We start from the raw sequence: 26,624 nt of genomic DNA, 5'->3' as shown, positions 1-26,624 counted from the left end.
CCATGCTGCACATGTCCCATGCTGATCTGACAGGGATGCGCCTGGCGCGCAACGCCCATGGCCGCTTGGTGCTGACCCTGGGCAGCGGCCAGGTCTTTGAATCCGTGGTGCCGGTGCGCGCTTTTCCTTTGGCGGCACCCGAGGAGGGGTTGTCCCTGGTGGGCAGCGACGGCAAGGAAGCACTGTGGGTGGACCGCATGGCCGACCTGCCCGCCGATGCCCGTGCACTGATCGAGGAAGATCTGGCGGTGCGGGAGTTTGTGCCCACTATCCAGTCCATCCGCAAGGTGTCGAGTTTCTCCACCCCCAGCACCTGGGATCTGGAGACCGATCGGGGCAGCGCCCAGATGGTGCTCAAGGCCGAGGAAGACATCCGGAAGCTGGCGGGGCGCACCCGGCTGCTGATCAGCGGCAGCGACGGCGTGCAATACCGGATTCCGGATACGACCCAGCTGGACAAGCATTCCCGTAAGCTGCTGGAGCGATTTTTGTAAGCGCTTACTTTCTGTTTTTGGCGCGAAGTTTGTGTTCCAGGGACCGTTTGTCGGCCCCTTTGTACTGCGCTGGAAATGTTTGTAAAAAAACCTAAACTTTCCCTCACGACTGCCGAAAAGATGAAGGAACAGCGGAATTCCGCGTCCACTATCCATACAACACCACCGAGGGCCACGCTATGCAAATACCACCTGTTGATCGCAACCCCATCCAATGGAACTCGCAGGCTGCCAATTTGTATTCCACCGGCGCCTCGGGTCCGGCCCCCATTCGCCCGGTCAACCAGGTGAACAACGTCGAGTCCACCGACAAGATTGGCGAAGGTGCCCAGGCCCGGACGCCCGAAAAGCCCACGGACAAGGACGACCGCAACCTGGACTGGACGCAGCGCGTAGAGCAAAAGGCCGAGGCGCAAAAGGCGGTGGAGGAAGAGCAGAAGAAAGAGCCCATCTCCAAGATGCTGATCGAGCACATCCAGTCGCTGTGGCGTGCCAGTGCCATGGCGGTGGAAGCTTCGCTGGAGGCCCAGCAGAAGGAACAGGGCCAGGAGGTGCACCAGAAAGTGCAACCCTCCCGTGCCGCCAGCGAGCGACTGACCTACGAGGATGTCACGGTCAAACGCACCAACGGTCTGTGATGCCCAGCGCCGGCATTGATGAAAAAAGCCATGCGAATGCATGGCTTTTTTCATGGGTGTCGCCAGCGTGCGCTGTACACACAGCGCGCTTACTTGGCCGTGGCTGCAGGGGTGTTGCTGGCCGCGTCGGGGGCAGGCGTTGGCGCGGCAGCCGCCTGGGCGGCCTTGGCGGTTTCGCGCCGGGCGCGGTATTTGGCGGCGAATACCCGCACCTCTTCCAGTGACAGGTAGTTGTCCTTGTTGGTGTCGGCTTCGTCAAAACCCGCGTAGAGCTTGGGCACCAGCATCAGCTCCTTGCGGCTGATCTTGCCGTCCTTGTTGAAGTCCAGCATCTGGAAGTCCTTGATGGCCTTGATCTCGCCCTTGGACAGCGGCTTGCCGTCCGGGCCGGTCATGGCCACGGGGTCGATCTTGCCTTCTGCCAAGGCAGACGCCAGCGGCGCTGCTGCGGCGCAGCACAGGGCCAGGGGCATCAACAGGCGGCGGGACAGAGTGGGCTGGGGCATGGGCGCATTTCCAAAAAAGCAGGACAGACCACCAGTGTGGTGCCTGTCTGCAAACCGGGTACGTTGCTGGGGTAAACCAGGGTAAGCCGATGTATCGCCGTCTGGTGGCCGCTATATGGAGTGATGCCGATCACCGGCGGCCTTATGCCCAGGCGGTTGAGACACGAAATGCGACATGCATTTCCTGGAAGGGGGCGCAGGCCGCAGTGGATCAGGGGTTGGCAATGCCGCTGCGCACATGGCCCGCCGGCACATGGGCCGCCGCCGAGGTGACATGACCGGTCTGGTCGTCAAAAAAGAAGTCGGGCTCGAATTCGCGCAGAAACTCCCCCTTGGCCAGACCGCCCAGAAACATGGCTTCGTCCACCCCGATGTTCCAGTCCATCAGCGTGCGGATGGCGCGTTCATGTGCCGGGGCGCTGCGGGCGGTGACCAGGGCGGTGCGCAGCCGCATGCCGCTGGTGGTGCCGGCCTGGGCGGCCTGCTGGAGCCGATGCAGTGCGGCCAGCAGCGGCTTGAACGGGCCATCGGGCAGCGGCTGGGCCACATGCTCCATTTCATGGCGCTGGAAGGCATCCAGCCCCTGGGTCTGGTAGACGCGCTCGGCCTCGTCGGAGAACAGCACGGCGTCGCCGTCAAAGGCAATGCGCACCTCCTGCGGATGGGCGGCGCTGGCGCCGGCGGATTCGGTCAGCACCCGGGCGGCGGGGTAGCCCAGGCGCAGGGCTTCGGTCACATCGGCGGCATTGGCGGACAGAAACAGATGGGCGCCCAGCGGCCGTAGATAACCGAAAGGGTCGCGCCCCTGGGTGAACACGCCGCGCTGGATGCTGGAAAGCCCATGGGCCTTGGCGCTGCGGAACACCCGCATGCCGCTGACCGGGTCGTTGCGCGAGAGCAGCACCACTTCCACCCGCTGTTCCTCGGGGGTGTTGAAGGCCAGCAGCTTGCGCACCAATGGCAGCGCCACGCCGGGCGGGGCCGGCTGGTCGAGCCGGCTGCGCTGCAGTGCCACATAGCTAGCCGGGTCCCGGTCGAAGAGCTGGTTTTCCTCTTCAAAATCGAACAGGGCGCGCGAGGAGATGGCCACCACCAGTTGGTCGTGCAGGGAAACGGGCATGCAGTCTTTCAGCCAGGGCAATGGCTAAGCATAGCGTTTCCCGGCACATGCCTGCTGCCTGCCTGTGGCGAGACAGCGGTGCTTACCAGTTGGCTTCGCGCTCGGGCGTGGCACTGATCCTGTGGATGGACAGGTCGGCGCCGTCGAATTCCTGTTCCTGGCTCAGGCGCAGGCCCATGGTCTTGCGAAGGAGCCCGTACACGGCAAAGCCGCCGGCCGTGGCCCAGGCCACGCCCATCAGCGTGCCGATCAGCTGTGCACCCAGGTGCACGCCACCCAGGCCGCCCAGTGTCTGGGTGCCGAAGATGCCGGCCGCAATACCGCCCCAGACGCCGCACAGGCCATGCAGCGGCCAGACGCCCAGCACATCGTCGATCTTCCACTTATTCTGTGTCAGCGTGAACATGGCCACGAACAGCGCGCCGGCCACGCCGCCCACCACCAGGGCGCCCAGCGGGTGCATCAGGTCCGAGCCGGCGCAGACCGCCACCAGGCCGGCCAGCGGGCCGTTGTGCACAAAGCCGGGGTCGTTCTTGCCCAGGGCCAGTGCGGCCAGCGTGCCGCCCACCATGGCCATCAGCGAATTGACGGCCACCAGGCCCGAGATCTTGTCCAGGCTCTGGGCGCTCATCACGTTGAAGCCGAACCAGCCCACGGTCAGGATCCAGGCACCCAGGGCCAGGAAGGGGATGCTGGAGGGTGGGGTGGCGGCAATCGCGCCGTCGCGGCGGTAGCGGTTGCTGCGCGGGCCCAGCAGCAGCACGGCGCCCAGGGCAATCCATCCGCCCACGGCGTGCACCACCACGCTGCCGGCGAAGTCGTGGAACTCTGCTCCGGTCAGCGACTTGATCCAGGCCTGCACGCCAAAGTGGCCGTTCCAGGCAATGCCCTCGAAGAAGGGGTAGACCAGGCCCACGATGATGGCGGTGGCAATCAGCTGCGGGCAGAATTTGGCGCGCTCGGCAATGCCGCCCGAGATGATGGCGGGGATGGCGGCGGCGAAGGTCAATAGAAAGAAGAACTTCACCAGCGCGTAGCCGTTGTGTGCCGCCAGTTGTTCGGCGCCCACGAAGAAGCCCGTGCCATAGGCCACGGCATAGCCTACAGCGAAATAGACCACGGTGGAGACGGAAAAGTCCACCAGGATCTTGACCAGGGCATTGACCTGGTTCTTGCGTCGCACAGTGCCCAGTTCCAGAAAGGCGAAACCTGCGTGCATGGCCAGGACCATGACCGCGCCCATCAAAATGAACAGGGCATCTGCGCCCTGTTTTAGTGCTTCCATGAAGCGCTCCAGCTGATATTGGTTGTTCTTGGTGCGCGTGCACGTGAAAAGCACAGAGCGCACTAAAAACAAGCAAAAACCGCGCCAGGCGGTAGCTGGGGTGAGGCGGGTGCACCGGTGTGGGGCGCGTGGACTATCGTGCTGCAGCAAGGGGCTGCGCAATGGGACCCCTGCCCGCGCTGGGTGGGATGCCGCGGGGGAGGGGGCATCCCGCCCCGTTGTGGTGCGGGCCAGCCGGGTCCTGGGGCCTTACCAGATGGCGGCCTGCGCCGTGATCTCCAGGCTGCGCAGCCGCAGTGCGGGATCGTAGACATCGGACACCAGCATCAGCTCATCCGCCTGGGTGGCCTGGGCGATGGACCACAGGCCGGCACGCATGCGTTCGGGGCCGCCGACCACGCCCATGGCCAGAAAGTCCTGGATGGCGGCTTTTTCCTGGTGGCCCAGGCTGGCCATGTAGTGCTCCACCGGGGGCTGCAGGCGGCCGCGCTGGCCGGTGAGAATGCCCAGCACGCGCTGGTAGGTGCTGCTGGCCAGGAAATCGGCTTCGGCGTCGGTGGGGGCGGCAATCACCGGTACGCCGACGATCACATACGGCTTGTCCAGCTGGGCCGAGGGCTGGAACAACTGGCGGTACAGCGCAATCGCCTGGTGGAGCATGCGTGGCGCAAAATGCGAGGCAAATGCGTAGGGCAGGCCTTTGGCTGCCGCCAACTGGGCGGAGAAAAGGCTGGAGCCCAGCAGCCAGATGGGCACATGGGTGCCGGCGCCGGGCATGGCGACGATGCGCTGGTGGTCCTGCGCCGGACCCAGCAGGCGCTGCAGTTCGGTCACGTCGCGGGGGAAATCCTCTTCCGATTCCACGCGGTCGCGGCGCAGCGCGCGCATGGTGGGGCCATCGGTGCCGGGCGCCCGGCCCAGGCCCAGGTCGATGCGGCCGGGATAGAGCTCGGCCAGCGTGCCAAAGGCTTCGGCCACGACCAGCGGTGCGTGGTTGGGCAGCATGATGCCGCCCGAGCCCACGCGGATGGTGGAGGTGCCGCCGGCGATATGCCCCACCAGCACCGCAGTGGCCGAGCTGGCGATGCCCGGCATGTTGTGGTGTTCGGCCAGCCAGTAGCGGGCAAAGCCCAACTCCTCGGCCTTGCGGGCCGTGTCCAGGGCGATGTCCAGCGCCTGGCGCACGGTGCCGCCTTCGCGCACGGCCACCAGGTCCAGCATGGACAGGCGGGGCAGGCGTGGGGGAAAGTCGGTCATGGCAGTTCTCCAGAGGGAAAAATCAAATCGTGTCGCTGCGCGCCGGAAGCCAGTTGGAATGGGTTTTGTGCTTCAGGCGCGGGTTCAGCATGCTCACTGCTGCGTGGGCAGGGGTGCCGCGCGTCGCCGTGCGGTGCGGCTCACTCGCTGCGGCGGGACATTTCGTTCTTGCAGGTGATGCCGATGATCACGCACCACACCAGCGACAGGATGGCAATGCCCAGGTTCTGGCCGCCGCCGGTTTCCATGGCCAGCACGGAAAACGGCAGTGCCACCAGCGCCGCCAGGCGGATGAAGCGGCGCAGGCGTGCCGTGGGCACGCGCTCCTTGAAATACAGCAGCGCTGCATAGCTGGCCACGGCCAGCACGGTCAGGTACAGAAAGGCGTCGCCGCCATAGGGGGCGGCCCAGGTTCGTAGTGATTCCAACATGGGGTCATTGTCAGGCACATGCTGGCGGTCTTGGTGCGGTGCGGGGGATGGCCTCTGGCCTGTGGGGCTGCTGCACCGCTCGGTACATGGATAGGTGCTGTCGGCAGCGGTGGCTCACTTGCGGCGGGATCGCTGGTTCCAGTAGGTGAAGGCCTCGTGGTGTACCTCGATGTCCAGTTCGGCCACGCGGGCCTGCAAGTTTTCCTGGGCATCGGCCACGCCCTGGTTGTAGAGCGCAGGACCCACTTCTTCCACGAGGAACTTCAGCAGCCCGCCGGCGGCGACATTGCCTATGGGCTCGTCCATGTGCTCGCGGAAGTAGCGTTCGATGGAGGCAATGGCCTGCTGCTGGGCTTCGGGAGACAGGGTCAAAGGCATGGGGGTGGACGCGAAATGAAGGGCAGGGCGGGTTCTGTGGCGCCCGCTCTACCCAGCCAGGATGGGGGCGCCCAGGAGTGGCAGGATGCGCAGAAACAGGCGCTATCTTGAGAGTGTGCCGTGCGCGGCACGAGGATCCAAGCCCGCACTGCGCAGCGGTCAAGGGTGTTGCTGCATGCCCGCCAGGCCATCCCATGGCAGGGCCAGCCATTGGCCATAGCCCGGTGCGGGCAGGTTCCATTCGGCGCTGGTGGGCAGCCCATTGCCGTGCTGCTGCAGCCATTGCACACAGCGGACCACGCCAGCATGCGTGACCCAGACTACATCACGCTGGCCCTGCCGGCTGTCGTAGGCCCAGCTGTGCTGCAGGGCCTGTTGCACGCGCTGCAGCATGGCGGCCAGCGATTCCCCGCCACCGGGGGCACAAGTGGCCAGATCGGCAGCCCAGGCATCGATGTCGGGGCGGGGGATCTGCGCCCAGGGCTGCCCTTCCCAGCGGCCAAAGTCCATTTCCTGCAGGCGCGAATCGGGGTGGCGGTCAGGTGCCAAAGCGGGTATGTGCGCAACCAGTGCATCGGCCAGTTGCACACATCTGCACAAGGGGGAGTGGCGCAGCACGCTTCCGGCAGATAGCAAGCCCGAAAAATCGTGTGCAGCCTGCGCTGTGCGCACCGCATCGGCGGCCACATCCAGCCGGCCGTAGCAGACGCCGGCATCGACCAATGGGTGTGCATGGCGCAGCAGCCACAAGGTGCTCATGCCATGCTCACAGCAACTGGCGCAGGTAGAGGGCCGTGGCCAGCAGCAAAGCCAGCTCGGTGAACTGCTGGCAGGCACCCAGGCAGTCCCCCGTCATGCCGCCCAGGCGGCGCCACAGCCAGCGGCGCACCCACCAGATGGTCAGGGCCATGGCTCCCAGCAGGCAGAGCACATAGCGGTAGGTGCCCAGCCAGCTCAGCAGGGCCAGGGCCGGAAGGCTCCACAGCGCGCCGGTGAGCAGGCCTTTCCAATCCAGCGGCTGTCCCGCGACATGCAGGGTCTTGCTGGCAGCGGCCAGGCCCACATGGGGCAGGGTGTGCATCAGCACCAGCGGCGCAAAGCGTGACAGCACATGGGTGCAACACACCAGTATCAGCACTGGCACCGGGCCCCAGAACGGCTCCATGGTTGCCAGCAGCAGGGCGATCAGTCCCAGCTTGGTGAGCAAGGCCATGGCCAGCGCCATCACGCCATACGCACCGATGCGGGAATCTTTCATGATTTCCAGCGCGCGCTCGGGTGGCACCATGCCACCCAGGCCGTCGGCCACATCGGCCAGGCCGTCTTCGTGGAAGCCTCCGGTCAGCCACAGCGTGCCTGCCGTGCTCAGGAGGGCTGCGACCAAGGGTGTCCAGCTGGTGGTGGGCAGCAGCCACAGCGATGCGCCCAGCAGCAGCGCGGCCCACAGTCCCACCAGCCAGCCCACCCCCGGCAAATGCCCGGCGCTGGCGCGCTGCAGGGCCGGGCTCCAGCCCACCCAGGAGGCCAGCCGCCCGCTGACCGGGATGCGGCTGAAGAATTGCACGGCCAATAGAAAGTGGCGCAAGGACTGCATGGCGGGTGAAGGACTCCAGGCATAGGCGCTGTGCGCGCCGATGCCGCAGGGGGCAAGGCGTGGAACACGCCACTTGGGAACACTGTATCGGATGCGGCATGCGGAACTGGCGCCGCCTTGCCCGCCGCCGCGGCAAGGGTGGCGGCACGTTGCGCCTCTCGAAAAGAGAGGGGAGGCAGCGCCGCCGTGCAGTGCGGCTTATTTCAGGAACAGCTGGTAGGCCGGGTTGTCGGTTTCCTCGACCCAGGGATAGCCCAGTTGCTTGAGGAAACTTTCAAACTTCTTGCTGTCCTTGGCCGGTACCTGCATGCCGACCAGGATGCGGCCATAGTCAGCGCCCTGGTTGCGGTAATGGAACAGCGAGATGTTCCAGGTCGGGGCCATCAGGCTGAGGAACTTGAACAGTGCGCCCGGGCGTTCCGGGAAGACAAAGCGCAGCAGGCGCTCGTCCTGGGCCAGCGGCGAATGGCCGCCCACCATGTGGCGCAGATGCTCCTTGGCCATTTCATCGAAGGTCAGGTCCAGCGCCTCGAAGCCGTTTTTCTGGAAGTTCTTGCAGATCTTCTCGGATTCGCCCTTGGTCGGCGTGGTCAGACCCACAAACACATGGGCCTTGCTGTCGTGGCTGATGCGGTAATTGAACTCGGTCACGCTGCGCGGACCGCCGGGCAGCTTGCCCACCACTTCGCAAAAATGCCTGAAGCTGCCGCGCTCTTCGGGGATGGTCACGGCAAACAGGGCCTCGCGCTCTTCGCCCACCTCGGCACGCTCTGCCACAAAGCGCAGGCGGTCGAAGTTCATGTTGGCGCCGCTCAGGATGGCGGCATAGGTTTCGCCCTTGGTCTTGTGCCGGGCCACGTACTGCTTGATGGCAGCCACGCCCAGGGCGCCGGAGGGCTCGACGATGGAGCGGGTGTCGGTGAAGATGTCCTTGATGGCGGCGCAGACGGCATCGGTGTCCACGGTCACAAAGTCGTCCACCAGGCCCTGGGTGATACGGAAGGTTTCCTCGCCCACCAGCTTCACGGCCGTGCCGTCGGCAAACAGGCCGACATCGGCCAGCTCCACGCGCTGGGCGGCCTGCACCGACTGCTGCATGGCGTTGGAGTCCTTGGTGTGCACGCCAATCACCTTCACGTCCGGCCGCACGGCCTTGATGTAATTGGCCACGCCGGCAATCAGGCCGCCGCCGCCAATGGGCACGAACACAGCGTCCAGGCGCTGGCTGCCCAGTTGCTGCAGCTGGCGCAGCATTTCCATGGCAATGGTGCCCTGGCCGGCAATCACGTCCGGGTCGTCGAAAGGGTGGACAAAGGTCAGGCCCTGTTCTTTTTGCAGCTTGACTGCGTGCTTGTAGGCGTCGGAATAGCTTTCACCTGCCAGCACCGCTTCGCCGCCGAGGGCGATCACGGCGTCGATCTTCACCTGGGGCGTGGTGGTGGGCATCACGATGACGGCCCGGCAGCCCAGCTTCCTGGCGCTCATGGCAGTGCCCTGGGCGTGGTTGCCGGCGGAGGCACAGATCACGCCTTTTTGCAGCTGTTCGGCCGAGAGATGGGCCATCTTGTTGTAGGCACCGCGCAGCTTGAAGCTGAAGACGGGCTGCTGGTCTTCGCGCTTGAGCAGCACCTTGTTGTGCAGGCGGCGGCTGAGGCTCTTGGCAATGTCCAGGTCCGACTCCACGGCCACGTCGTAGACGCGTGCATTGAGGATGCGGGTCAGATAGTCGGCAGGGGTGAGGGGTGTCTTCGTCATGGAATAGGTGCCAGAAGCGGTGCCGCAGCGCGGGTGGGCGGTGCGCGAGGGCTACCATCATAGGCATTTGCCGCCCGGATGCTGCAGCGCACACTACGTAGCGTGCCGCCGCATGGCATGGCGCACAGGCAGGTAGGGGCCGTGTGGTACCAGGAAATACTGCGGTGTGCATCGGCCGCAGCGCGAAAAAAAGCCCCAAGCCGTTGCGGGCTTGGGGCTGAATCCACCGTTAGAGGAGGTGGAGGAGACAATCGGTGCGGGGACGAAGAGAAAGTCTTCTTCGTGCTGTCCATCCGACAATCGGATAACGCATGATTCGCATTGTATGCAGTTTTCTGTTGCGTCGCAACAAATACTGAATTTTCAGGAACGGCTGAAACTTTCGGCCGGACTACGCTTACGCTTAGCACTAGGGAGAACCTTGATATGGAATGCACCGTCAGTTGGACTGGCGCTACGGGCACGCGCTCGGGCATGGGCTTTATTGCAGAAACCGGCAGCGGCCACATCCTGGCCATGGATGGCGCGCCGGACGAGAAGAACCCCGCCAATGGGGGCCAGAACCTGGCGCCCCGTCCCATGGAAGCGCTGCTGGCCGGCACCGGCGGCTGCACGGCCTATGACGTGGTGCTGATCCTGAAGCGCGGCCGCCACGATGTGCGCGGCTGCAGCGTCAAGTTATCGGCCGAACGTGCCGATACAGAGCCCAAGGTGTTCACCGCCATCAACATGCATTTCACCGTGACGGGCAAAGGCGTGCCCGCCACTGCCGTGGAGCGTGCGATCGCCATGAGCCATGAGAAGTACTGCTCTGCCAGCATCATGCTGGGCAAAACGGCGCAGATCACCACCAGCTTCGACATCGTCGAAGGCTGAATAGCAGCACACGGCCCCGTGCACTGTGACGGGGCGCAGGGGCGGGCGTCATTCGTATCTGTTGCTTAAGAGCAACGTAAAAGCGCGTTTTTGGCAGTCATGTAGGTGAATTGCTTTGCGCATCCCTCCCCGGTCTGGTGCAATAGGCTCAACTTCCCCACCAGGAGGTTGGCGCGGATGTCGGCCAGGTTGTCCTGTAAGAAGACGATTCCCGCTCCGCCGCCCTCTGTAAACCTTGGAGTAACTCGCAATGAAGAAATCTCTGATCGCCCTGGCTGTGCTGGCTGCTTCCGGCGCCGCAATGGCCCAATCCTCCGTGACCGTGTTCGGCGTGGTCGACGAAGCCGTGACCTATGTCAACGGTGCTGACAACTGGAACGGCATCAACTCCGGTGGCAACGCTACCAGCCGTATCGGTTTCCGTGGCGTGGAAGACCTGGGCGGTGGCCTGAAGGCCAACTTCTGGCTGGAAGCCGGTATCCTGGCCGACCAAGGCACAGGCAACACCACTGGCTCGACCGGTCTGGACTTCCAACGTCGCTCGACCGTGGGCCTGGAAGGCGGCTTCGGTGAAGTGCGTCTGGGTCGTGACCTGACCGAAGCCTACAAGGCCACCAGCCGTTACGACGTGTTCGGCCAAGTGGGTCTGGGCGTGTCCCGTCTGTGGGCTAACAACACCCTGGGTTCCGGCGCCAACGCAGTTGCTCTGACCAGCCAACGCGTCAGCAACATGATCACCTACGTGTCGCCTAACATCAGCGGTTTCAAGGCTGCTGTGAACTACGGCTTCGGTGAAGTCGCTGGTGAAAACCGCGACAGCCGTTACGTCGGTGCTGGCCTGACCTATGACAACGGCCCTCTGAGCCTGGGTCTGTCGGGCGAGCGTTCGAACCGTGGCGTCAACAGCAACCTGACACGTGACGTGACCGCATGGGCCCTGGGTGGTTCGTACGATCTGGGCGTGGTGAAGCTGTCTGCTGCTTACCGCGATTCCAAGGCCAAGAATGTGGCTGGCGACAAGAACAAGGCCAAGGGTTACTACCTGGGTCTGTCCGCTCCTGTCGGCGCTGCTGGCGAAGTGAAGGCTTCGTACAACCGTTACGAAGGCGAAATCGCCGGTGCTGACAAGCACAAGGCCGACCAGTTTGCTCTGGGCTATGTGCACAACCTGTCCAAGCGCACTGCTCTGTACGGCACCTACGCCTACATCAAGAACAAGGATGACGGCGCTCTGGGTCAAACCCTGGGCACTGCCGCCACTCTGAAGGACAACGGCTCGCAGCACGGTCTGCAAGTCGGTATCCGTCACGCTTTCTAATGGAATGCAGGCGCAAGCCTGCTTCGGTTAGCAAGACCAAAAACCAGCCTTCGGGCTGGTTTTTTCGTTTAGGGTTTCTGCCTGTGGCAAAAAAGCACGCGAGTGCACTTTTGTCGTCCTGCCCCTTCTAGAATGAAATTGCACACAGCCAATTACACATATTCACGAAGGAGACAGCTGATGCATACAAAGACCGCGGTGAGCGTGGTAATCGCTCTGGTGGGCCTGGGAGGCTCACTGGCCGCCCAGGCGCAGAGCAAGGTGGAGTTGTGGGGCATTGTGGACGTCGGCGTGCGCCACACCAACAACGAAGGTGCCGGCAAGGACGGCCTGACCAAGATGATTGGCGGCGGCATGTCCCAGAGCCGCTGGGGCCTGAATGTCGAAGAGGACCTGGGAGGCGGCTCCAAGGCCCTGGCGCACGTGGAGCACCGTTTCAATGCGGATACCGGCGAGAAGGATGCGACGGCGCCTTTCTTTCAGTTGTCCTACGTAGGTCTGCAAGGGCCCTATGGCAAGCTGACCATGGGCCGCCAATGGAATGTGCTGTTTGATGTGGTGACTTCCACCTACGCATCCTTCCCCTATTCGCCCTATATGGATGCCTACAAGCCCGAATTGGGGATGGCGGCCGGTGCACGTTCCAGCAATTCGCTCAAGTACACCCTGGCGACGCCGTCGCGCAATTGGGTGGGTACGCTGCAGTATTCGTTTGCGGAAGGTAACAATACCGATGCTTTGGCACGAGGTGCTCAAAGCGCCGCAGCGACAGCAGGCGCATCCGCCGCTGCTGCAAGAGCAGCGGCCTTGACCTCTGCAGCGAACATAGCGAGCACCACCGCTGCGGCAGGTGGCGCGGCCAATGTGCCGGCATATGTGGCCGCCCAGGCTGCGGCAGCAGGGCAAGCGGCGGGAGCGGCGGCCGTGAATACCTACGCCCAAGCCAATATCCCGAGCGTGGCGGCAGGTGCGTTGAAGCAGGTGGGTGGTTTCCTGCGTTACTCGGAAAACGGCATTTCGCTGGGCGGTGGTTATCTGCGCACCTCGCTGCCAGGCGGCTCCGATCTGGATGCCTGGACGCTGGGAGGCTCTTATCGCTCCGGTCCTCTGTATGTGAACTTGGGCTATGGCTTGAACAAGATCAAGATCGATCGCGCTGCATCGGGTGATATTGCTGGCCTTATTCGTAATGCGACCGATCTGGCGATCGTGGGCAGCATGTGGTCGGGTCAGACCAATGGCGGCTTCCAGCCGGGTGATGCCAACAAGCGCCAGATGGTGAAGGTGGGCTTTGGCTACCAGATCACCCCGCAGATCAATGCAGGCCTGCATTACTTCCATGCCAAGCAATCGGGCGGGGCTTCGGGTCTGTACAACGGCAAGGCCAATTTCATGATCGCTGCCGTGGATTACGCGTTCAGCAAGCGCACGGATGCCTATTTCGCCGTGGACCATACGCGCATCAGCGGGGGTGCCGGCATGGAAATCGATGTGGCCAGCCACGCACGTACCCGCACGGGTATCACTGCGGGTCTGCGCCATCGTTTCTGACGCGGTGCAGCTTGAAAAAAACCGGCCCTGGGCCGGTTTTTTTTATTGGTCCGGGCTGTGGCGCTTGGACTGGAGGTTGGTGCGCAATTGCTGCAGCTGGTTTTGCAGCTCGGGCCCCATCTGCAGGGCGACATGGGTGGCCAGCACATCGATGATCAGCAAATGCAGCAGGCGGGAGACCATGGGGCTGTAGACGTCATAGCCCTCCGGGTGGTCGGCTGCCAGATGGATGTCGCACAGGCTGGCCAGAGGGGAATGGCTGGCGGTGATGGCAATCACGGTGGCGCCGTTGGCCTTGGCAATTTCCGCGGCGTCCAGCAGATCCCGGGTGCGGCCGGAATTGGACACGATCACTGCGCAGTCGCCTGGACGCAGCATGGTGGCACTCAGCACCTGGATATGCCCGTCGCTGCTGGACAGGCTGGTGATGCCCAGGCGAAAGAACTTGTGCTGGCCGTCCTGGGCCACGATGCCCGAATTGCCGGCGCCGTAAAACTCCAGCCGCCGGCCTTGCTTCCAGGTGCGCAAAATGGCCAGACCGGCCTGCTCCAGTTGAATCGGGGAGGCTGCATTGCGGTACTGCAAAAATGCGGCGACGGAGTTGTCGATGACCTTGACCAGAACATCGGCCGGCTTGTCGTCCGGATCGACGCTGCGGTGGATGAAGGGCACGCCTTCATTGGCATGGCCGGCCAGTTTCAGCTTGAAGTCTGCCAGGCCGTCATAGCCCATGCTGCGGCAAAAGCGCACCACCGTGGGTTTGCTGACATGGGCGCGTTCGGCCAGTTCGCGCACCGGCAGATGGGCGAATGCCTTGGGGTCGTGCAGAACCAGTTCGCCCACACGCTGTTCGGCGGGGGCGAGGGAGGGGAGGGAGGCAGCTATCCGGTCCAGCATGACAAACACTTGCGTTATTCAAAAAAAGGCACACAGCGCAGGCGCATACACTTACGCCCCAGCGGCCGGAGCTTTTGCCGGCCGATGCAACTGTCAGGCTTTCACATCAGGATCAGAAGTATGAACCAGCTCGAAGCGCTCAAGCGCTGGACGACGGTGGTCGCAGACACCGGTGATTTTCAGCAGATGGAACAGTTTCGTCCCCAGGACGCCACCACCAATCCGTCGCTGATTTTGAAAGCCGTGCAGAAACCGGAATATGCCCCATTGCTGCAACAGGTGGTTGCGCAGGGTAAAGGGACGGAGATTTCTGCGCTGATGGACCAGTTGATCGTGCGCTTCGGGTGCGAGATCCTGACCAAGGTGCCGGGGCGCGTGTCCACCGAGGTGGATGCCCGCCTGTCGTTCGATGCGGCCGCCACTGTGGCGCGGGCGCAGCGCATTGTGGCCCTGTACCGGGCGCAGGGGGTGGATACGGCGTCGCGGGTGCTGATCAAGGTCGCAGCCACCTGGGAAGGCATCCAGGCCGCCCGCCAGCTGGAGCGGGAAGGCATTCACACCAATCTGACGCTGCTGTTCTCGCGCTGCCAGGCCATTGCCTGTGGCGATGCCGGGGTGCAGCTGATTTCGCCGTTTGTGGGGCGCATCTACGACTGGTACAAAAAGCAGGCCGGCGCGGGCTGGGACGAGGTGGCCATGGCCGGTGACAATGACCCCGGCGTGCAGTCGGTGCGCAGCATCTTTGATTACTACAAGCACTTTGGTATTCGCACCGAGGTGATGGGTGCCAGCTTTCGCAATGTGGGGCAGATTCTGGCCTTGGCCGGCTGTGACCTGCTGACCATTGCGCCCGATCTGCTGGCGCAACTGCAGGCCGCCTCCGGTGAGGTGCCACACAAGCTGAATGCGGCGGCTGCGCAGGACATGGTGTTGGAGCGTGTGCACTATGACGAAGCCGGTTTCCGCTTTGCCCTGAACGCGGATGCCATGGCCACGGAAAAACTGGCCGAAGGCATCCGCGCCTTTGTGGCCGATGCGGTGAAGCTGGAGCAACTGATGCAGGCAGCGGCGGTTTGAACCGGGTATCCGAACAACGAAGAGACACAGTGAATGGGTTGTGATCAGACGTCCGCATGGCAGTCCTTGGCGCTGCTGCGTAGCCAACAGACCCAGGACTGGGACATTCGGGGTGCATTTGCCAGCGATGCGCGGCGGCTGACGGATTTCAGTCTGCAGGCCCCCCATGTGTTTGCAGACCTGTCCAAAAACGCCTGGGATGCACAGGTCGAGGCCGCGCTGATGGCCCTGGCGCGCGAGCGCCGCCTGGAGTCCTGGCGCACGGCCTTGTTTGCCGGCGAAGCCATCAACACCTCCGAGCACCGTGCGGCCATGCACTGGCTGCTGCGCATGCCGGCTAATGGTGGTGAACTGGCGGCAGCCCTGTCCGGTAATACTGCATTGCAGCAGCCCTTGCGCGATGTGCACCAGACGCTGGACGCCATGCTGGCGCTGGCCGAGCGGGTGCGGGGCGACACGCTCATCACCGATGTGGTCAACATCGGCATTGGCGGCTCCCACCTGGGGCCGGAGGTGGCGGTGAATGCCCTCGAAGACTGGGTGACCACCGGCAAGCGCTTTCACTTTGTCTCCAATGTCGATGGCCACGAACTGGGCCATGTGCTGGACAAGGTGGATGTCCGGCACACGCTGTTCATCGTGGCTTCCAAGTCTTTCACCACGGCGGAAACCATGCTCAATGCCCGTTCGGCACGGGCATGGTTCATGGCGCAGACGGCCGCACTGTCTGCCGAAGAACAGGCCCAGGCCGTGGCACGCCACTTTGTCGCGCTGACCACCAACACGGTCGCTGCGGCAGATTTCGGCATCCACACCACCTTGCCGTTCTGGGACTGGGTGGGGGGGCGCTATTCGCTGTGGTCCGCCATCGGCCTGCCGGTGGCGATTGCGGTGGGAGCGGAGCGCTTTCGCGAGATGCTGGCCGGCGCCCACGCCATGGATGCGCATTTCGTGCAGGCGCCGCTGGAGCAGAACCTGCCGGTGCGTCTGGCGCTGCTGGACGTCTGGTATCGCAACTTCATGGGCTATGGCAGCCGCTGCATGGCTGCCTACAGCCATGGCCTGCGCCGCCTGCCGGCCTATTTGCAGCAGCTGGAAATGGAAAGCAATGGCAAGAGCGTGGACCGCGACGGTCGGCCCGTCCGGGTGCAGACCTCGGCCGTGGTCTGGGGCGAGCCCGGCACCAACGGCCAGCACGCGTTCTTCCAGATGCTGCACCAGGGCCAGGATGTGGTGCCGGTGGAATTCATCGCTCTGCGCGACGGCGGCAAGCACCTGGGGGCCCACCACCGCAGCCTGGTGGTGAACGCGGTGGCCCAGGCCCAGGCCCTGCTGATGGGGCGCCACGATGGCCGGCCCGAACAGCATTGCCCGGGCAACCGGCCCAGCACCTTTCTGCTGCTGGAGCGGCTGGATCCGGCCTCGTTCGGTGCCCTGGTGGCACTGTATGAGCACCGCGTGTTCTGCTCGGGCGTGATCTGGGGCATCAACAGCTTCGACCAGTGGGGGGTGGAGTTGGGCAAGCTGCTGGCCGAGGACCTGCAGGACCGCATTGCCCGCAAGGACTGGCAAGGGGTGGATGCCTCGACCACGGCGCTGGTGCGCCAGCTGCTGCTGGACTGAGCGGCGGCCTCCCGGCGACGGCGGTGCCGGGTGTGCGCGGTCGCGCAGCACCATGGATCTCTGGTGGTGAGGCACATGCCGAGGCCTGGGCGCTTTTGCTGGGCGCCTTGGAACGACCGGCGTGTGCACTGCGGCGCCTTTTTCACTCTGGGCTGCCTCCCTTGTACCGCTCCACTGGCGGTTATGGTCCGGGGCATTCCACTGCAGCCATTCCCGCCCTTTGAACCGCTGTCGCCATCAGCGACCACTGCGGACGATCCGTCGCTGTATTTTTTGCGCCAATGCAGTTCGCAAAAATTTGCGCGTACTTTACAATTATTAATAAAACTAAGAATGATTCTTGGTTATCAAGCTGCCAGCCTACGGTCTCCGTCTTAGCCACAGCACTTCTGCTTGCCCGTGGCGGAGCGCATCGTGCTGTTCCCATGGGGTATTCCGTGGTTTCCGCACTTTGAGTCGTTCATGTCCACTCGCTTGTTCTCTTCCGGCCGCAATGCCGCACCCGGCGCTGTGCGCGCCTGCGCCCTGGCCGCAGCCTCATTGTTTGTTCTCCTCGATGCCTGCTGGGCGCAAAGCGCTGCGGCCACTGCCAACACCACAGCCCTGGGCGAAGTGACCGTCACGGAGAAGTCGGCGCCCAGTGTGTACAGCGAGGCCCTGAATTCCTATGCTCCCCAGGGGGTGGAAGTGGGCAAGGCGGCGCAATCGCTGCGGGAGATTCCGCAGTCCGTCACCGTCGTCACACGCCAGCGCATGGACGACCAGGCACTGCGTACGCTGGACGATGTGATGAACCAGACCACGGGGGTCACCCGTGAAGAGACCTGGCTGGACACCACCTACCTGTCGCGCGGTCTGGAGATCAAGAACATCCGCTATGACGGCGGCGCGGCCAATTCGACACGATCCGGCAGCCGCAGCCTGGACATGGCGCAGTTCGACAACGTCAGCCTACTGCGCGGTGCCGACGGCATGTTCGGTGCTGGCGAGGCCGGTGGTGTCATCAACTTCACCTATAAGCGGCCCCAGGTACAGCGCCAGACGCAGGTGCTGCTGTCCGGCGGTACGCTGAACAACTACCGGGCCGAGCTGGATACCACGGGGGCACTCAACGCCACTGGTAGCGTTCGCGGCCGCTTTGTGGCGGTCAACCACGATCGCCGTGAAATGGCGGATCCGTCGCGCCTGAAGCGGCAGATGCTGTATGGCGCCCTGGAAATGGACCTGAGCGCCAGCACCCTGCTGATGCTGGGCGCCAGCTACCAAAAAGACCGCAATACCGGCTTCAACGCCAGCCTGCCACGTTACGCAGACGGCAGCGACATCGGCCTGCCCCGTGACACCAATATGGGGGCGCCCTGGAACTGGATCGAGCGTGAGAACAAGACGGTGTTTGCCAAGCTGGAGCACCAGCTCTCTTCCGATTGGCAAGTGAAGGCGCAGGTGCGGCACACGCGCTTCCATGAAGGCGTGAATGGCGCGGAAATCGAAAGTGCACCAGACCCGATCACCCTGGAAGGCGCGGATTGGTGGATTCACCAAAGCAAGACACGTTCGCGTGAAACCAGCCTGGATGTGAACGTCCAGGGTGGCTTCGATGCCTTCGGTCAACGCCACGATGTGATTGTGGGTTGGGACATGCAGCGCACCAGCGATACCGTTCGCAGCCTCTGGCCGATGATCGGCCCTGCCGACGTGTTCAACCGCATACCGCCGGTCAACCCCGGCTATCCGCTGGGGGCATGGGACAGCGGTTCGCAAACCAGCACCCAGAAGTCCGGCCTGTATGGTTCCTTGCGCCTGCGCCCTGTCAAGGACTGGGCCGTGGTGCTGGGGGGGCGCTACACCTTGCGGGACAGCAACACCCAGTACGACATGAGCGGGGTACTCAACTCCCGCAGCCGGGAAAACGGGGTCTTCGTGCCCTATGCCGGCGTGGTCTACGACTGGTCCGCCACCACCAGCCTGTACGCCAGCACGGCAGAGATCTACCAGTCCCAGGCCGGCAAATTCTCCGCCCCCTTGCCAGGCGCGCCGCTGGATCCGGTCCGTGGCCGGACTTACGAGCTGGGCATCAAGAACCAATGGGGCAAGGACCTGATCGCCAGCGCCGCGCTGTTCCGCACGGAAAAAAAGGGCGAGGCAGCCTATGACCCCGCTTACCCGCAAACCAACTGGCGTGGCGGTTGCTGCTATTTCCGGGACGGCTACCTGCTAAGCCAGGGCATCGACCTGGAGCTGATGGGGCGCATCACGCCCAATTTGCAACTGGCGGTGGGTTACACCTACAACGACAACGAAAACAAGCGCCAGGACGATGCCCAGTTCAGCACGATCACGCCGCGCCATCTGTTCAAGGCCTGGGCGGACTACCGCATGACCGGCGCTATGCGCGGCTGGAGCCTGGGGGCGGGCGTGGTGGCGCAGAGCTCGAACTTCCGCTCCGGGGGCATCAGTGCCTACAACCCGGTCACGGGCCGTTATGACGGCGCATGGACGCCGTACCAGTTCACCTCGCCTGGCCAGGCCGTCTGGTCTGCGCGTCTGGGCTATGCCATCAATCCGGACTGGAGCGTGGCCATGAACGTGGGCAATCTGTTCGACAAGACCTACTACAGCACCGTGGGCTACGCCGGTTATGGCAACTTCTATGGTGAAAAGCGCACGGTGACGGTCACCCTGAAGGGCCGATTCTGATCGGGCAGGGCGCATGAGCCGGCACCTCGATCGCCATCCCGGCATGGGGCTGGTGCTGCGCATGGCGGTGGCGTTGCGCGCGCTGCTGCGCTGCGTGGGCGTACTGCTGCTGGCGGGCGTCTGGGTCCCCTGCGTAGCGGGCTGGAATGCCACCGTGGGCACGGTGGCGGCCATCGGCTTCTGGTCGCTGGGCGCGTTGCTGGCGGCGGGAGGAATGTCCTGCTCCCCACGCTAGACGGCACGCACCGGTGCGGTGGCGGCGCTGCTGGGGGTGAGCGGCTGCGTGCTCCCGCTGCTGCCGGCGATGCGGTGGTGAGGCCGGAATGGGAATGTCGCTGGCGCAAGGCGGTTGTTATTGTTTTTTGAAAGTGCTCCTTTGATGCAGGTTGGTGGATTGAGGCGTTGGATGGTCGTGGCCCTGGCGGCCGCAAGTGGAATAGTTGGTGTTCTGTGGTGGGCCAGCCGGCCCTATACGGCCTACCATACGGAGGCGGTGGCCCGCGGGGATGTGGAGGCCACGGTAACGGCCATCGGCACCTTGCAGCCGCGCCGCTATGTGGATGTGGGGGCGCAGGTCTCAGGGCAGATCACGCGCTTGCTGGTGGCGCCCGGCACCACGGTGGAAAAGGGCGCATTGCTGGTCGAGATCGACCCCAGCGTGCAACGCGCCACGGTCGATGCCGGGCGTGCATCGCTGGCAGGCTTGCGCGCGCAGCTGGCCGAACAGCTGGCCCAGCACCGGCTGGCCCAGCAGCAGTGGGAGCGCCAGCAGCAGATGGCTCGGGAGGGGGCCACGCGCGAAGAGGATGTGCAGTCCGCCCAGGCGCAGCTGGCAGGCGCTGCGGCACGCATCGAGCATCTCAAGGCACAGATCGAGCAGACCCAGGCCACCCTCAAGGCCGATGAGGCCCGCTTGGGCTACACCCGCATCTATGCCCCCATGGCCGGCACCGTGGTGACGGTCGAGGCACGCGAAGGGCAGACGCTCAACGCCACCTACCAGACCCCCAATATCCTGCGCATCGCGGATCTGACGGCCATGACCGTCTGGACCGATGTCTCGGAGGCCGATGTGCGCCGGGTCAAGCCAGGCATGCCGGTGTACTTCACCACCCTGGGCAGTGCAGGCCAGGACAAGCCGCGCCGCTGGAGCAGCGAAGTGCGCCAGGTCTTGCCGGCACCTTCCGCCAGCGTGGCGCCGGTCGGCAACGCGGCCAATGCGCCTGCGGCAGCCACCAAGGCGGTGGCCTATACGGTGCTGTTCGATGTGGACAACCTGGATGCCGAGCTGATGCCGCAGATGACGGCGCAGGTGGTCTTTGTCGCGGAACGAGCTCCCCAGGCCTTGACGGTGCCCCTGGTGGCGCTGCAGCCGGATGCCAAGAGCGACGGCCAAGTGGTGCGTGTCTTGAACGCCCGCGGCCAGCCGGAATCCCGCTCCGTGCAAACCGGGGTGCGCAGCCGCCACCAGGTGGCCGTGCTGCAGGGGCTGGAAGAGGGTGAGAAGGTGGTCACGGGTGAAACCACCAGTGCGGGCGGGCTGCGGTGGCTGCAATGGTGAGCACGGAATCGGCGCCTTCCTCGGTATCCACAGACCGTTCCGTGCCCTTGATTGCGCTGCGCGGCATCTGCAAGCACTACGGCGGCAGCGGCGGCCAGCCGGAAGTCACGGTCTTGCGCGGCATTGATCTGGACATCCACGCCGGCGAATTTGTCGCGGTGGTCGGCAGCTCGGGCTCGGGCAAGTCCACGCTGATGAACATCCTGGGCTGTCTGGACCGTCCCAGCCAGGGCAGCTACCACTTCCAGGGACAGGATGTGGGCCAGCTGGATGCGGATGCGCTGGCATGGCTGCGGCGCGAAGCCTTTGGCTTTGTGTTCCAGGGCTACCACCTGATTGCCAGCGAAACTGCCCAGGAGAACGTGGAGATGCCCGCCATCTATGCCGGCGTCTCCAAGGAAGCGCGGATGCAAAGGGCGCAGGGCCTGCTGAACCGCCTGGGTTTGAGCGCCAGGCGGGACAACCGGCCCCACCAGCTTTCCGGCGGGCAGCAGCAGCGGGTGTCGATCGCCCGGGCATTGATGAATGGCGGCAGCGTGATCCTGGCCGACGAGCCGACCGGTGCGCTGGACTCCCAGAGCGGGGCCGAAGTCATGGCGCTGCTGAACGAGCTGGCCGATGCCGGGCACACCATCCTGCTGATCACGCACGACCGGTCCGTGGCGGCCCAGGCGCGGCGCGTGATTGAAATCCATGATGGCCGCATCGTGAGCGACAGCCAGAGCCGGCACACGGCAGACCAGGACGCGGCACCGGCACAGCCGCTGACCATCCCGGCGGCGAAAGATACATCGCACCAGACGGCCACGGCTTCCTGGTGGGCCGATCTGCTGGAAGCGGCCCGCAGCGCCTGGCGTGGCATGGTCGTGAACCGGGTGCGTACCAGCCTGACCTTGCTGGGCATCGTGATTGGCGTGGCTTCGGTGATCGTGATGCTGGCCATCGGGGAGGGGGCGCGCCGCCAGGTGATGGAGCGCATGGGCACCATGGGAACGGCCATTCTCTACATGGGGAGCAAGCCGCCTGCCACCGGAGGGCCGGCTGGGCAGCTGACCGAGGAGGATTTGCAGGCCGTGCGCGAGCTGCCGGAAATCCGCCGCGTGCTGCCGGTCATCGGAGACCCGGTCACCGTGCGCTACGGCAGCGCGGACAAGCAGCTCTATGTGTTTGCCGCCAGCGAGGAAATGCCGGCCGTTCACCACTGGTCGGTGGCGCAGGGGCGTTTCTACACCGAGGCGGAAGACCATGACCTGGCACCCTTGGTGGTGCTGGGGCACAAGGCCTGGAAGCACTTCTTCCCCGATACCCCGAATCCGCTGGGCAAGCAGCTCATCATCGGCAACTCGGCCTTCGAGGTGATTGGCGTCATGAGCGAGCGCGGGGCAGACTCCGGTGCCCAGGACTATGACGACATGGTGTTCATCCCCTACAACGCGGGCCGGGCCCGCGTCTACCAAAGCCAGACCCAGCCGGACTATGTGGTGGTGGAGGCCATGTCCTCCACTCAGGTCCATGCGGCAGAGACCGCCATGCGCCAGTTGCTGATCGCCCGCCATGGCGGGCGGGAGGACTTTGGCATCGGCAACGCCGCGGCACGCATCCAGGCGGAAGCCGCCACCCGCAAGAGCATGGCCATGATGCTGGGCCTGATTGCGGCGGTCTCGCTGGTGGTTGGCGGGATCGGGGTGATGAATGTGATGCTGATGACGGTCAAGGAACGCACACGGGAAATCGGCATCCGCATGGCCGTGGGCGCGCGCCAGCGCGACATCTTGCGACAGTTCCTGACCGAAGCCAGCCTGGTGACCCTGGTCGGCGGTAGCGTGGGCCTACTGGTCGGATTGGCGGTGGGGGCGGTGTTGATTGCCGCCGAGGTCGCCGTGGTGTTTTCGGTGCGGGCCATGCTGGGCGCGTTTGCCTGTGCAGTGATCACCGGGCTGATCTTTGGCTACAAGCCGGCCCAGACCGCTGCGCGTCTGGACCCGGTACGGGCATTGGCAGGAGAGTAGGAATGCAGGTATTCGCAACCGCCGGGGCATGTGTGGCCCTGTTGGCGTTAATGGGGTGCGCGGCACCCTCGGTGCAACCAGCGGAGTGGGCACCGAACCTGCCTGCCCGGTGGCAGCAGGTCGCGCAAGGGGAACTGCTGCCGGTGAACCAGGATTGGTGGCGCAGCCTGGGCAGTGCAGAACTGGATGCCCTGGTGGCGCAGGCTCACCAAGGCAGCTGGGACATTGCCGCAGCAGCGGCCCGTGTGGACCAGGCCGCTGCCAGTGCACGCCAGACAGGCGCTTCGCTGCTGCCGGCCGTGACTGCCTCTGTGGACGGCAACCGGGAAGGGCGGCTCGGTGGGCAGGCCAATGTCAGCGGGACCCGCTATGGCGCCGCGCTGTCGGCCAGCTACGAGCTGGACTTCTGGGGACGAAACCGGTCTGCACTGGAGGGCGCCCAGGCCAGCGTGCGCGCCAGCGCCTATGACCGCGATACCGTGCGACTGACTGTGACCGCGGGGGTGGCCAGTGCATGGCTGCAAGGCGTTGCCTTGCGCGAACGCACAGAGATCGCCCAATCCAATCTGCGCAGCGCCGAGCGGCTGCTGCAGCTGATCGACTCCCGGGTGCGCGCCGGTGCGGCGTCTCCGCTGGACCTGGCGCAGCAGCGCGGGCTGGTGGCAGCGCAGCAGCGCAGCCTGGCCCTGCTGGAGCAGCAGGTGGCCCTGACCCAGACTTCCATGGAGATACTGCTGGGACAGACACCGGCTGCGCCCATGGCGGAGCGCAGCGTGATGGCCCTGCGTGCCCCAGCGCTGGATGCGGGCCTGCCATCGGAACTGCTGGTCCGCCGCCCGGACGTGGCACGGGCCGAGGCGCAGCTGGCCGCCGCCCATGCCGATGTGGCGGTGGCCCGTGCAGCCATGCTGCCGCGCCTGACACTGACCAGCAGCCTGGGCACCGGCGATGACCGGCTGGGCGGCATGTTCGACAACCCCTTGTATACGCTGGCTGCGGGGCTGGTCGCACCGGTGTTCGACGCTGGCAGGCTGGCCGCGGGCCATGAGCTGGCCCAGGCCCGGCAAGCAGAGCTTCTGGCGGTCTACCGGCAAACCATCGTCCAGGCCCTGGGCGATGTGCAGGCGGCGCTGCATACGCTGGCAGGAGTGGATGCGCAAATCCTGGCGCACACCCAGGAGCTGGAGCAGGCGCGCCGTGCGCTGGCGCTGGCCGAGGTGCGTTACCGCGCAGGGGCTGAAAGCCTGCTGGCGCTGCTGGAGACCCAGCGCACCCTCTATGCAGCCCAGGACCAGGCGGTCCAGTTGCAGAACGATCGCCTGCAAGGGCATGTGGCCTTGTACAAGGCGCTGGGGGGCGGCTGGTCGCTGCAGACGGCGACGGAACTGCCGGCCTCTTGAGGCGGCTGCCAGCAGCGTGCTGCTGGCTCCCCAGGGCTGCGGTATCCGCGCGCCCTTGGAAGCATGCGCTGCGAAGCGCATGCCTTCATCTCAGGCGGTGCTGCGCTGCAGATGCGGGTTCTGCACAAACAGCTCGGCCGCCCAGTCCACAAAGGCACGCACCTTGGCGCTCAGGTGGCGGTTGGGCGGGTAGACCACATAGACGGGCAGCAGCGGCTGGGTCCATTCGGGCAGCAGTTGCACCAGTTCGCCGGCCTCCAGATGGCTCTGGGCCTGGAAGGTGGTGATCTGGCCCACGCCCCGGCCCGCGACGATGGCCGCCACATAGGCATTGGCCTCGTTCACGGCCAGCTGGGCCGGGCTGCCGATCTCCAGCACTTCCCCGCCGCGGTGGAATTCCAGCGGGTAGCGGCGCATGGAAACCGGCGAGAAATAGATCACGTTGAGGTGGCCGTTCTCCAGATCCAGCGGGTGCTGGGGCGTGCCGTACTGGGCCAGATAACCGGGTGCGGCCACGGTCACGAATTCGAGGTTGCCGATACGCCGCGCCACCAGGGACTGCTCGGACAGCTCGCCACCACGGATCACGCAGTCCACGTTGTCACCGATCAGGTCCACCGTGCGGTCGCTGACGCCCAGGTCGATCTGGATGTCGGGGTAGCGCGCCTGGAACTCGGCCAGCCGCGGAATGATGAGCAGGCGTGCCATGGAGGTGCCGACATCCACGCGCAGGCGCCCGCGCGGCGCGGCACGCGCCTGGCTGAGGCTGGCTTCCATATCGTCAAAGTCGGCCAGCAGCCGCACGACACGGTCGTAGTAGGCCGCGCCATCGGCCGTGACCGTGACCCGGCGGGTCGTGCGGTTGAGCAGCTTGACGCGCAAGCGCGCCTCCAGGGCCTGGACGTGCTTGGTCACCGTGCCCTTGGGCAATTGCAGTGAATCGGCCGCGCGCGTGAACGTGCCGGCTTCGACCACGCGCGCAAACAGGCGCATGGCCTGGATCTGGTCCATGGACTCTCCCTTTTTCCTTCTCTGCCCCGAAAGGGGCAGAAGAATTCTCACACGCAGTTCCCTGCGCCATTGTTCGGGAATTGGAAACACTGCGGTGGCAATTGCCCGGTTTATCGGGGTCCTTTGCCGCGCTACATTTGCCCTCATCCGGCTTTGTCCGGTCCTGTTTGGTTCTGTCAGGTCCTGCCCGATCCCGTTCGGCCCCACCACCATGTCCACCACCTCTGCTGTCCCGTCGCCACCGTCCGTCTGCACTGATTCCACCCTCACCGTGGCCGGGCAGGAGGTGGCCGTGCGCGTCTACGGCAGCAAGCCGGCGGGCCAGGTGCTCCCTCTGGTGGTGCATTTCCATGGGGGGGCTTTTGTCTCGGGTGATTTGGACAACGGCTGCACCGTGGCCAGCCTGCTGGAAGGCGCTGGCGCCCGTGTGGTTTCGGTGGCCTACCCGCTCTCGCCGTTTCCCCAACCGCTGGAAACCGGGTATGCCGTGTTGCAGTGGGCCTACAAGCAGCGCACGCGTCTGGCGGGTGCCGGTGCCCAGGTGTACCTGGCCGGTGAAGAGGCAGGCGGCAATCTGGCGGCCGGTGTGGCCCTGATGGCGCGTGACCAGTCGCATCCGCCGCTGGCAGGACAGATACTGTTGTCGCCCATGCTGGATCCCTGTGTGGGCACGCCCTCGCTGCGCGCGGCCACAGGGACCGCCACCGCCTGCAAATGGGCCGATGGCTGGCTCAAGTTCCTGGGGTGCACGCGCGATGCCGAGCACCCTTATGCCGTGCCCGGTGCCGCCCAGCGCCTGGCAGGCCTGCCGCCCACCCTGGTGCTGGTGGGCAGCGACGACCCCATGCACGACGAAGCCCTGGCCTATGCGGCCCGGCTCGAAGCTGCGGGCCTTTCCGTGACCCGCCACGTGTTCAACCAGGCGCAGCAATGGCCCGACGCCCTGCTGCAGCCCGGCACCCGCGCCTGTCCCTGTGCGGACGAGGTGCAGGAGCAGTTTCGCCGCTTCTTTGCAGACAGCCGATGTCGGCCCTCGCCGTGACGGACGCTCCACCACTGCCACTGAATCTTTGCCTGTGACCGCTGCCTGAGCTCCAGACCGTTGGAGCATAGCCACGGTATCCCCTGACCGGCACCCGCCGGGGC

Annotated in this window: 24 protein-coding genes; 13 read left to right on the top strand and 11 right to left on the bottom strand. The window is 64.9% G+C overall.

The genetic code is table 11. The features are described 5' to 3' along the window. Nucleotides 1-2: 2 nt before the first annotated feature. A complete protein-coding gene (locus KW830_RS10035; RefSeq protein ID WP_218333038.1) occupies nucleotides 3-494 on the top strand; it encodes a DUF1854 domain-containing protein in 492 nt (163 codons plus the stop codon). 179 nt (nucleotides 495-673) lie between these two features. Beyond that, the gene (locus KW830_RS10030; RefSeq protein WP_218333037.1) at nucleotides 674-1,132 is read left to right on the top strand and encodes a hypothetical protein; all 459 of its coding nucleotides are present in this window, start codon (nucleotides 674-676) and stop codon (nucleotides 1,130-1,132) included. A gap of 89 nt (nucleotides 1,133-1,221) precedes the next feature. Here KW830_RS10030 and KW830_RS10025 read toward each other — a convergent pair whose 3' ends face one another. From KW830_RS10025 to ilvA, 9 genes are all read right to left on the bottom strand, one after another. Beyond that, on the bottom strand, nucleotides 1,222-1,638 hold the full coding sequence (locus KW830_RS10025) for an EF-hand domain-containing protein (protein WP_218333036.1): 417 nt from the start codon (nucleotides 1,636-1,638) through the stop codon (nucleotides 1,222-1,224). Between the two features lie 211 nt (nucleotides 1,639-1,849). Next, a complete protein-coding gene (locus tag KW830_RS10020) occupies nucleotides 1,850-2,758 on the bottom strand; it encodes a 5'-nucleotidase (protein ID WP_218333035.1) in 909 nt (302 codons plus the stop codon). A gap of 82 nt (nucleotides 2,759-2,840) precedes the next feature. Next, a complete protein-coding gene (locus KW830_RS10015; protein ID WP_066540833.1) occupies nucleotides 2,841-4,043 on the bottom strand; it encodes an ammonium transporter in 1,203 nt (400 codons plus the stop codon). Nucleotides 4,044-4,292: 249 nt separating this feature from the next. Continuing rightward, complete coding sequence (locus KW830_RS10010; RefSeq protein WP_255578261.1) at nucleotides 4,293-5,300, bottom strand: LLM class flavin-dependent oxidoreductase; 1,008 nt, start codon at nucleotides 5,298-5,300, stop codon at nucleotides 4,293-4,295. A 140-nt stretch (nucleotides 5,301-5,440) separates the two neighbouring features. Continuing rightward, nucleotides 5,441-5,731, bottom strand: a complete 291-nt coding sequence (locus tag KW830_RS10005; protein ID WP_066540245.1) for a hypothetical protein — start codon at nucleotides 5,729-5,731, stop codon at nucleotides 5,441-5,443. 114 nt (nucleotides 5,732-5,845) lie between these two features. Continuing rightward, nucleotides 5,846-6,109 carry a DUF2164 domain-containing protein gene (locus KW830_RS10000; RefSeq protein ID WP_066540249.1) on the bottom strand — a complete coding sequence of 88 codons (264 nt, stop codon included), beginning with the start codon at nucleotides 6,107-6,109 and terminating at the stop codon, nucleotides 5,846-5,848. A gap of 159 nt (nucleotides 6,110-6,268) precedes the next feature. Beyond that, complete coding sequence (locus KW830_RS09995; RefSeq protein WP_066540252.1) at nucleotides 6,269-6,868, bottom strand: histidine phosphatase family protein; 600 nt, start codon at nucleotides 6,866-6,868, stop codon at nucleotides 6,269-6,271. A 7-nt stretch (nucleotides 6,869-6,875) separates the two neighbouring features. Further along, nucleotides 6,876-7,703, bottom strand: a complete 828-nt coding sequence (locus tag KW830_RS09990) for an adenosylcobinamide-GDP ribazoletransferase (protein ID WP_218333034.1) — start codon at nucleotides 7,701-7,703, stop codon at nucleotides 6,876-6,878. Between the two features lie 198 nt (nucleotides 7,704-7,901). After that, complete coding sequence (gene ilvA / locus KW830_RS09985) at nucleotides 7,902-9,458, bottom strand: threonine ammonia-lyase, biosynthetic (RefSeq protein WP_066540258.1); 1,557 nt, start codon at nucleotides 9,456-9,458, stop codon at nucleotides 7,902-7,904. A gap of 426 nt (nucleotides 9,459-9,884) precedes the next feature. On the opposite strand from ilvA, the gene KW830_RS09980 reads away from it, so the two are divergent. The 3 genes from KW830_RS09980 (at nucleotide 9,885) to KW830_RS09970 (ending at nucleotide 13,203) form a co-directional block, all read left to right on the top strand. Continuing rightward, entirely contained in the window at nucleotides 9,885-10,334 is a 450-nt protein-coding gene (locus tag KW830_RS09980; RefSeq protein ID WP_218333033.1) for an OsmC family protein, read from the top strand. A gap of 250 nt (nucleotides 10,335-10,584) precedes the next feature. Then, nucleotides 10,585-11,652 carry a porin gene (locus KW830_RS09975; protein WP_218333032.1) on the top strand — a complete coding sequence of 356 codons (1,068 nt, stop codon included), beginning with the start codon at nucleotides 10,585-10,587 and terminating at the stop codon, nucleotides 11,650-11,652. 180 nt (nucleotides 11,653-11,832) lie between these two features. Continuing rightward, nucleotides 11,833-13,203, top strand: coding sequence for a porin (locus KW830_RS09970; protein WP_218333031.1), 1,371 nt, complete (start codon nucleotides 11,833-11,835; stop codon nucleotides 13,201-13,203). 42 nt (nucleotides 13,204-13,245) lie between these two features. Here KW830_RS09970 and KW830_RS09965 read toward each other — a convergent pair whose 3' ends face one another. Next, a complete protein-coding gene (locus KW830_RS09965) occupies nucleotides 13,246-14,100 on the bottom strand; it encodes a MurR/RpiR family transcriptional regulator (RefSeq protein WP_218333030.1) in 855 nt (284 codons plus the stop codon). A 120-nt stretch (nucleotides 14,101-14,220) separates the two neighbouring features. On the opposite strand from KW830_RS09965, the gene tal reads away from it, so the two are divergent. The 7 genes from tal to KW830_RS09930 all read left to right on the top strand — a co-directional run bounded on the left by tal (nucleotide 14,221) and on the right by KW830_RS09930 (nucleotide 24,467). Then, the gene (gene tal / locus KW830_RS09960; RefSeq protein WP_218333029.1) at nucleotides 14,221-15,177 is read left to right on the top strand and encodes a transaldolase; all 957 of its coding nucleotides are present in this window, start codon (nucleotides 14,221-14,223) and stop codon (nucleotides 15,175-15,177) included. Between the two features lie 33 nt (nucleotides 15,178-15,210). After that, on the top strand, nucleotides 15,211-16,800 hold the full coding sequence (gene pgi, locus KW830_RS09955) for a glucose-6-phosphate isomerase (RefSeq protein WP_218333028.1): 1,590 nt from the start codon (nucleotides 15,211-15,213) through the stop codon (nucleotides 16,798-16,800). A gap of 462 nt (nucleotides 16,801-17,262) precedes the next feature. Next, the gene (locus KW830_RS09950; protein WP_218333027.1) at nucleotides 17,263-19,497 is read left to right on the top strand and encodes a TonB-dependent siderophore receptor; all 2,235 of its coding nucleotides are present in this window, start codon (nucleotides 17,263-17,265) and stop codon (nucleotides 19,495-19,497) included. Between the two features lie 13 nt (nucleotides 19,498-19,510). Next, nucleotides 19,511-19,732: a DUF3325 family protein gene (locus KW830_RS09945; RefSeq protein ID WP_218333026.1), complete on the top strand. Its 222-nt coding sequence runs from the start codon at nucleotides 19,511-19,513 to the stop codon at nucleotides 19,730-19,732. A gap of 144 nt (nucleotides 19,733-19,876) precedes the next feature. After that, nucleotides 19,877-21,058, top strand: a complete 1,182-nt coding sequence (locus KW830_RS09940) for an efflux RND transporter periplasmic adaptor subunit (RefSeq protein ID WP_218333168.1) — start codon at nucleotides 19,877-19,879, stop codon at nucleotides 21,056-21,058. Then, entirely contained in the window at nucleotides 21,052-23,067 is a 2,016-nt protein-coding gene (locus KW830_RS09935) for an ABC transporter permease (protein WP_218333025.1), read from the top strand. Before KW830_RS09940 ends, KW830_RS09935 begins: the two co-directional genes overlap by 7 nt. Nucleotides 23,068-23,069: 2 nt before the next feature. Further along, nucleotides 23,070-24,467, top strand: coding sequence for an efflux transporter outer membrane subunit (locus KW830_RS09930; protein WP_218333024.1), 1,398 nt, complete (start codon nucleotides 23,070-23,072; stop codon nucleotides 24,465-24,467). A gap of 90 nt (nucleotides 24,468-24,557) precedes the next feature. Here the strand turns inward: KW830_RS09930 and KW830_RS09925 are convergent, their stop codons facing one another. Next, nucleotides 24,558-25,478, bottom strand: a complete 921-nt coding sequence (locus KW830_RS09925; RefSeq protein ID WP_218333023.1) for a LysR family transcriptional regulator — start codon at nucleotides 25,476-25,478, stop codon at nucleotides 24,558-24,560. A 211-nt stretch (nucleotides 25,479-25,689) separates the two neighbouring features. Here KW830_RS09925 and KW830_RS09920 point away from each other — a divergent pair, with 211 nt between their 5' ends. Next, nucleotides 25,690-26,520 (top strand): alpha/beta hydrolase, encoded by an 831-nt coding sequence (locus KW830_RS09920; protein ID WP_066540283.1) that lies wholly within the window; start codon nucleotides 25,690-25,692, stop codon nucleotides 26,518-26,520. The last annotated feature ends 104 nt before the right edge of the window (nucleotides 26,521-26,624 follow it).

The organism is Comamonas sp. CMM03 (genome assembly GCF_019218715.1).
GTDB lineage: Bacteria > Pseudomonadota > Gammaproteobacteria > Burkholderiales > Burkholderiaceae_C > Comamonas > Comamonas terrigena.
This window is presented reverse-complemented; position numbering and strand designations above follow the sequence as displayed.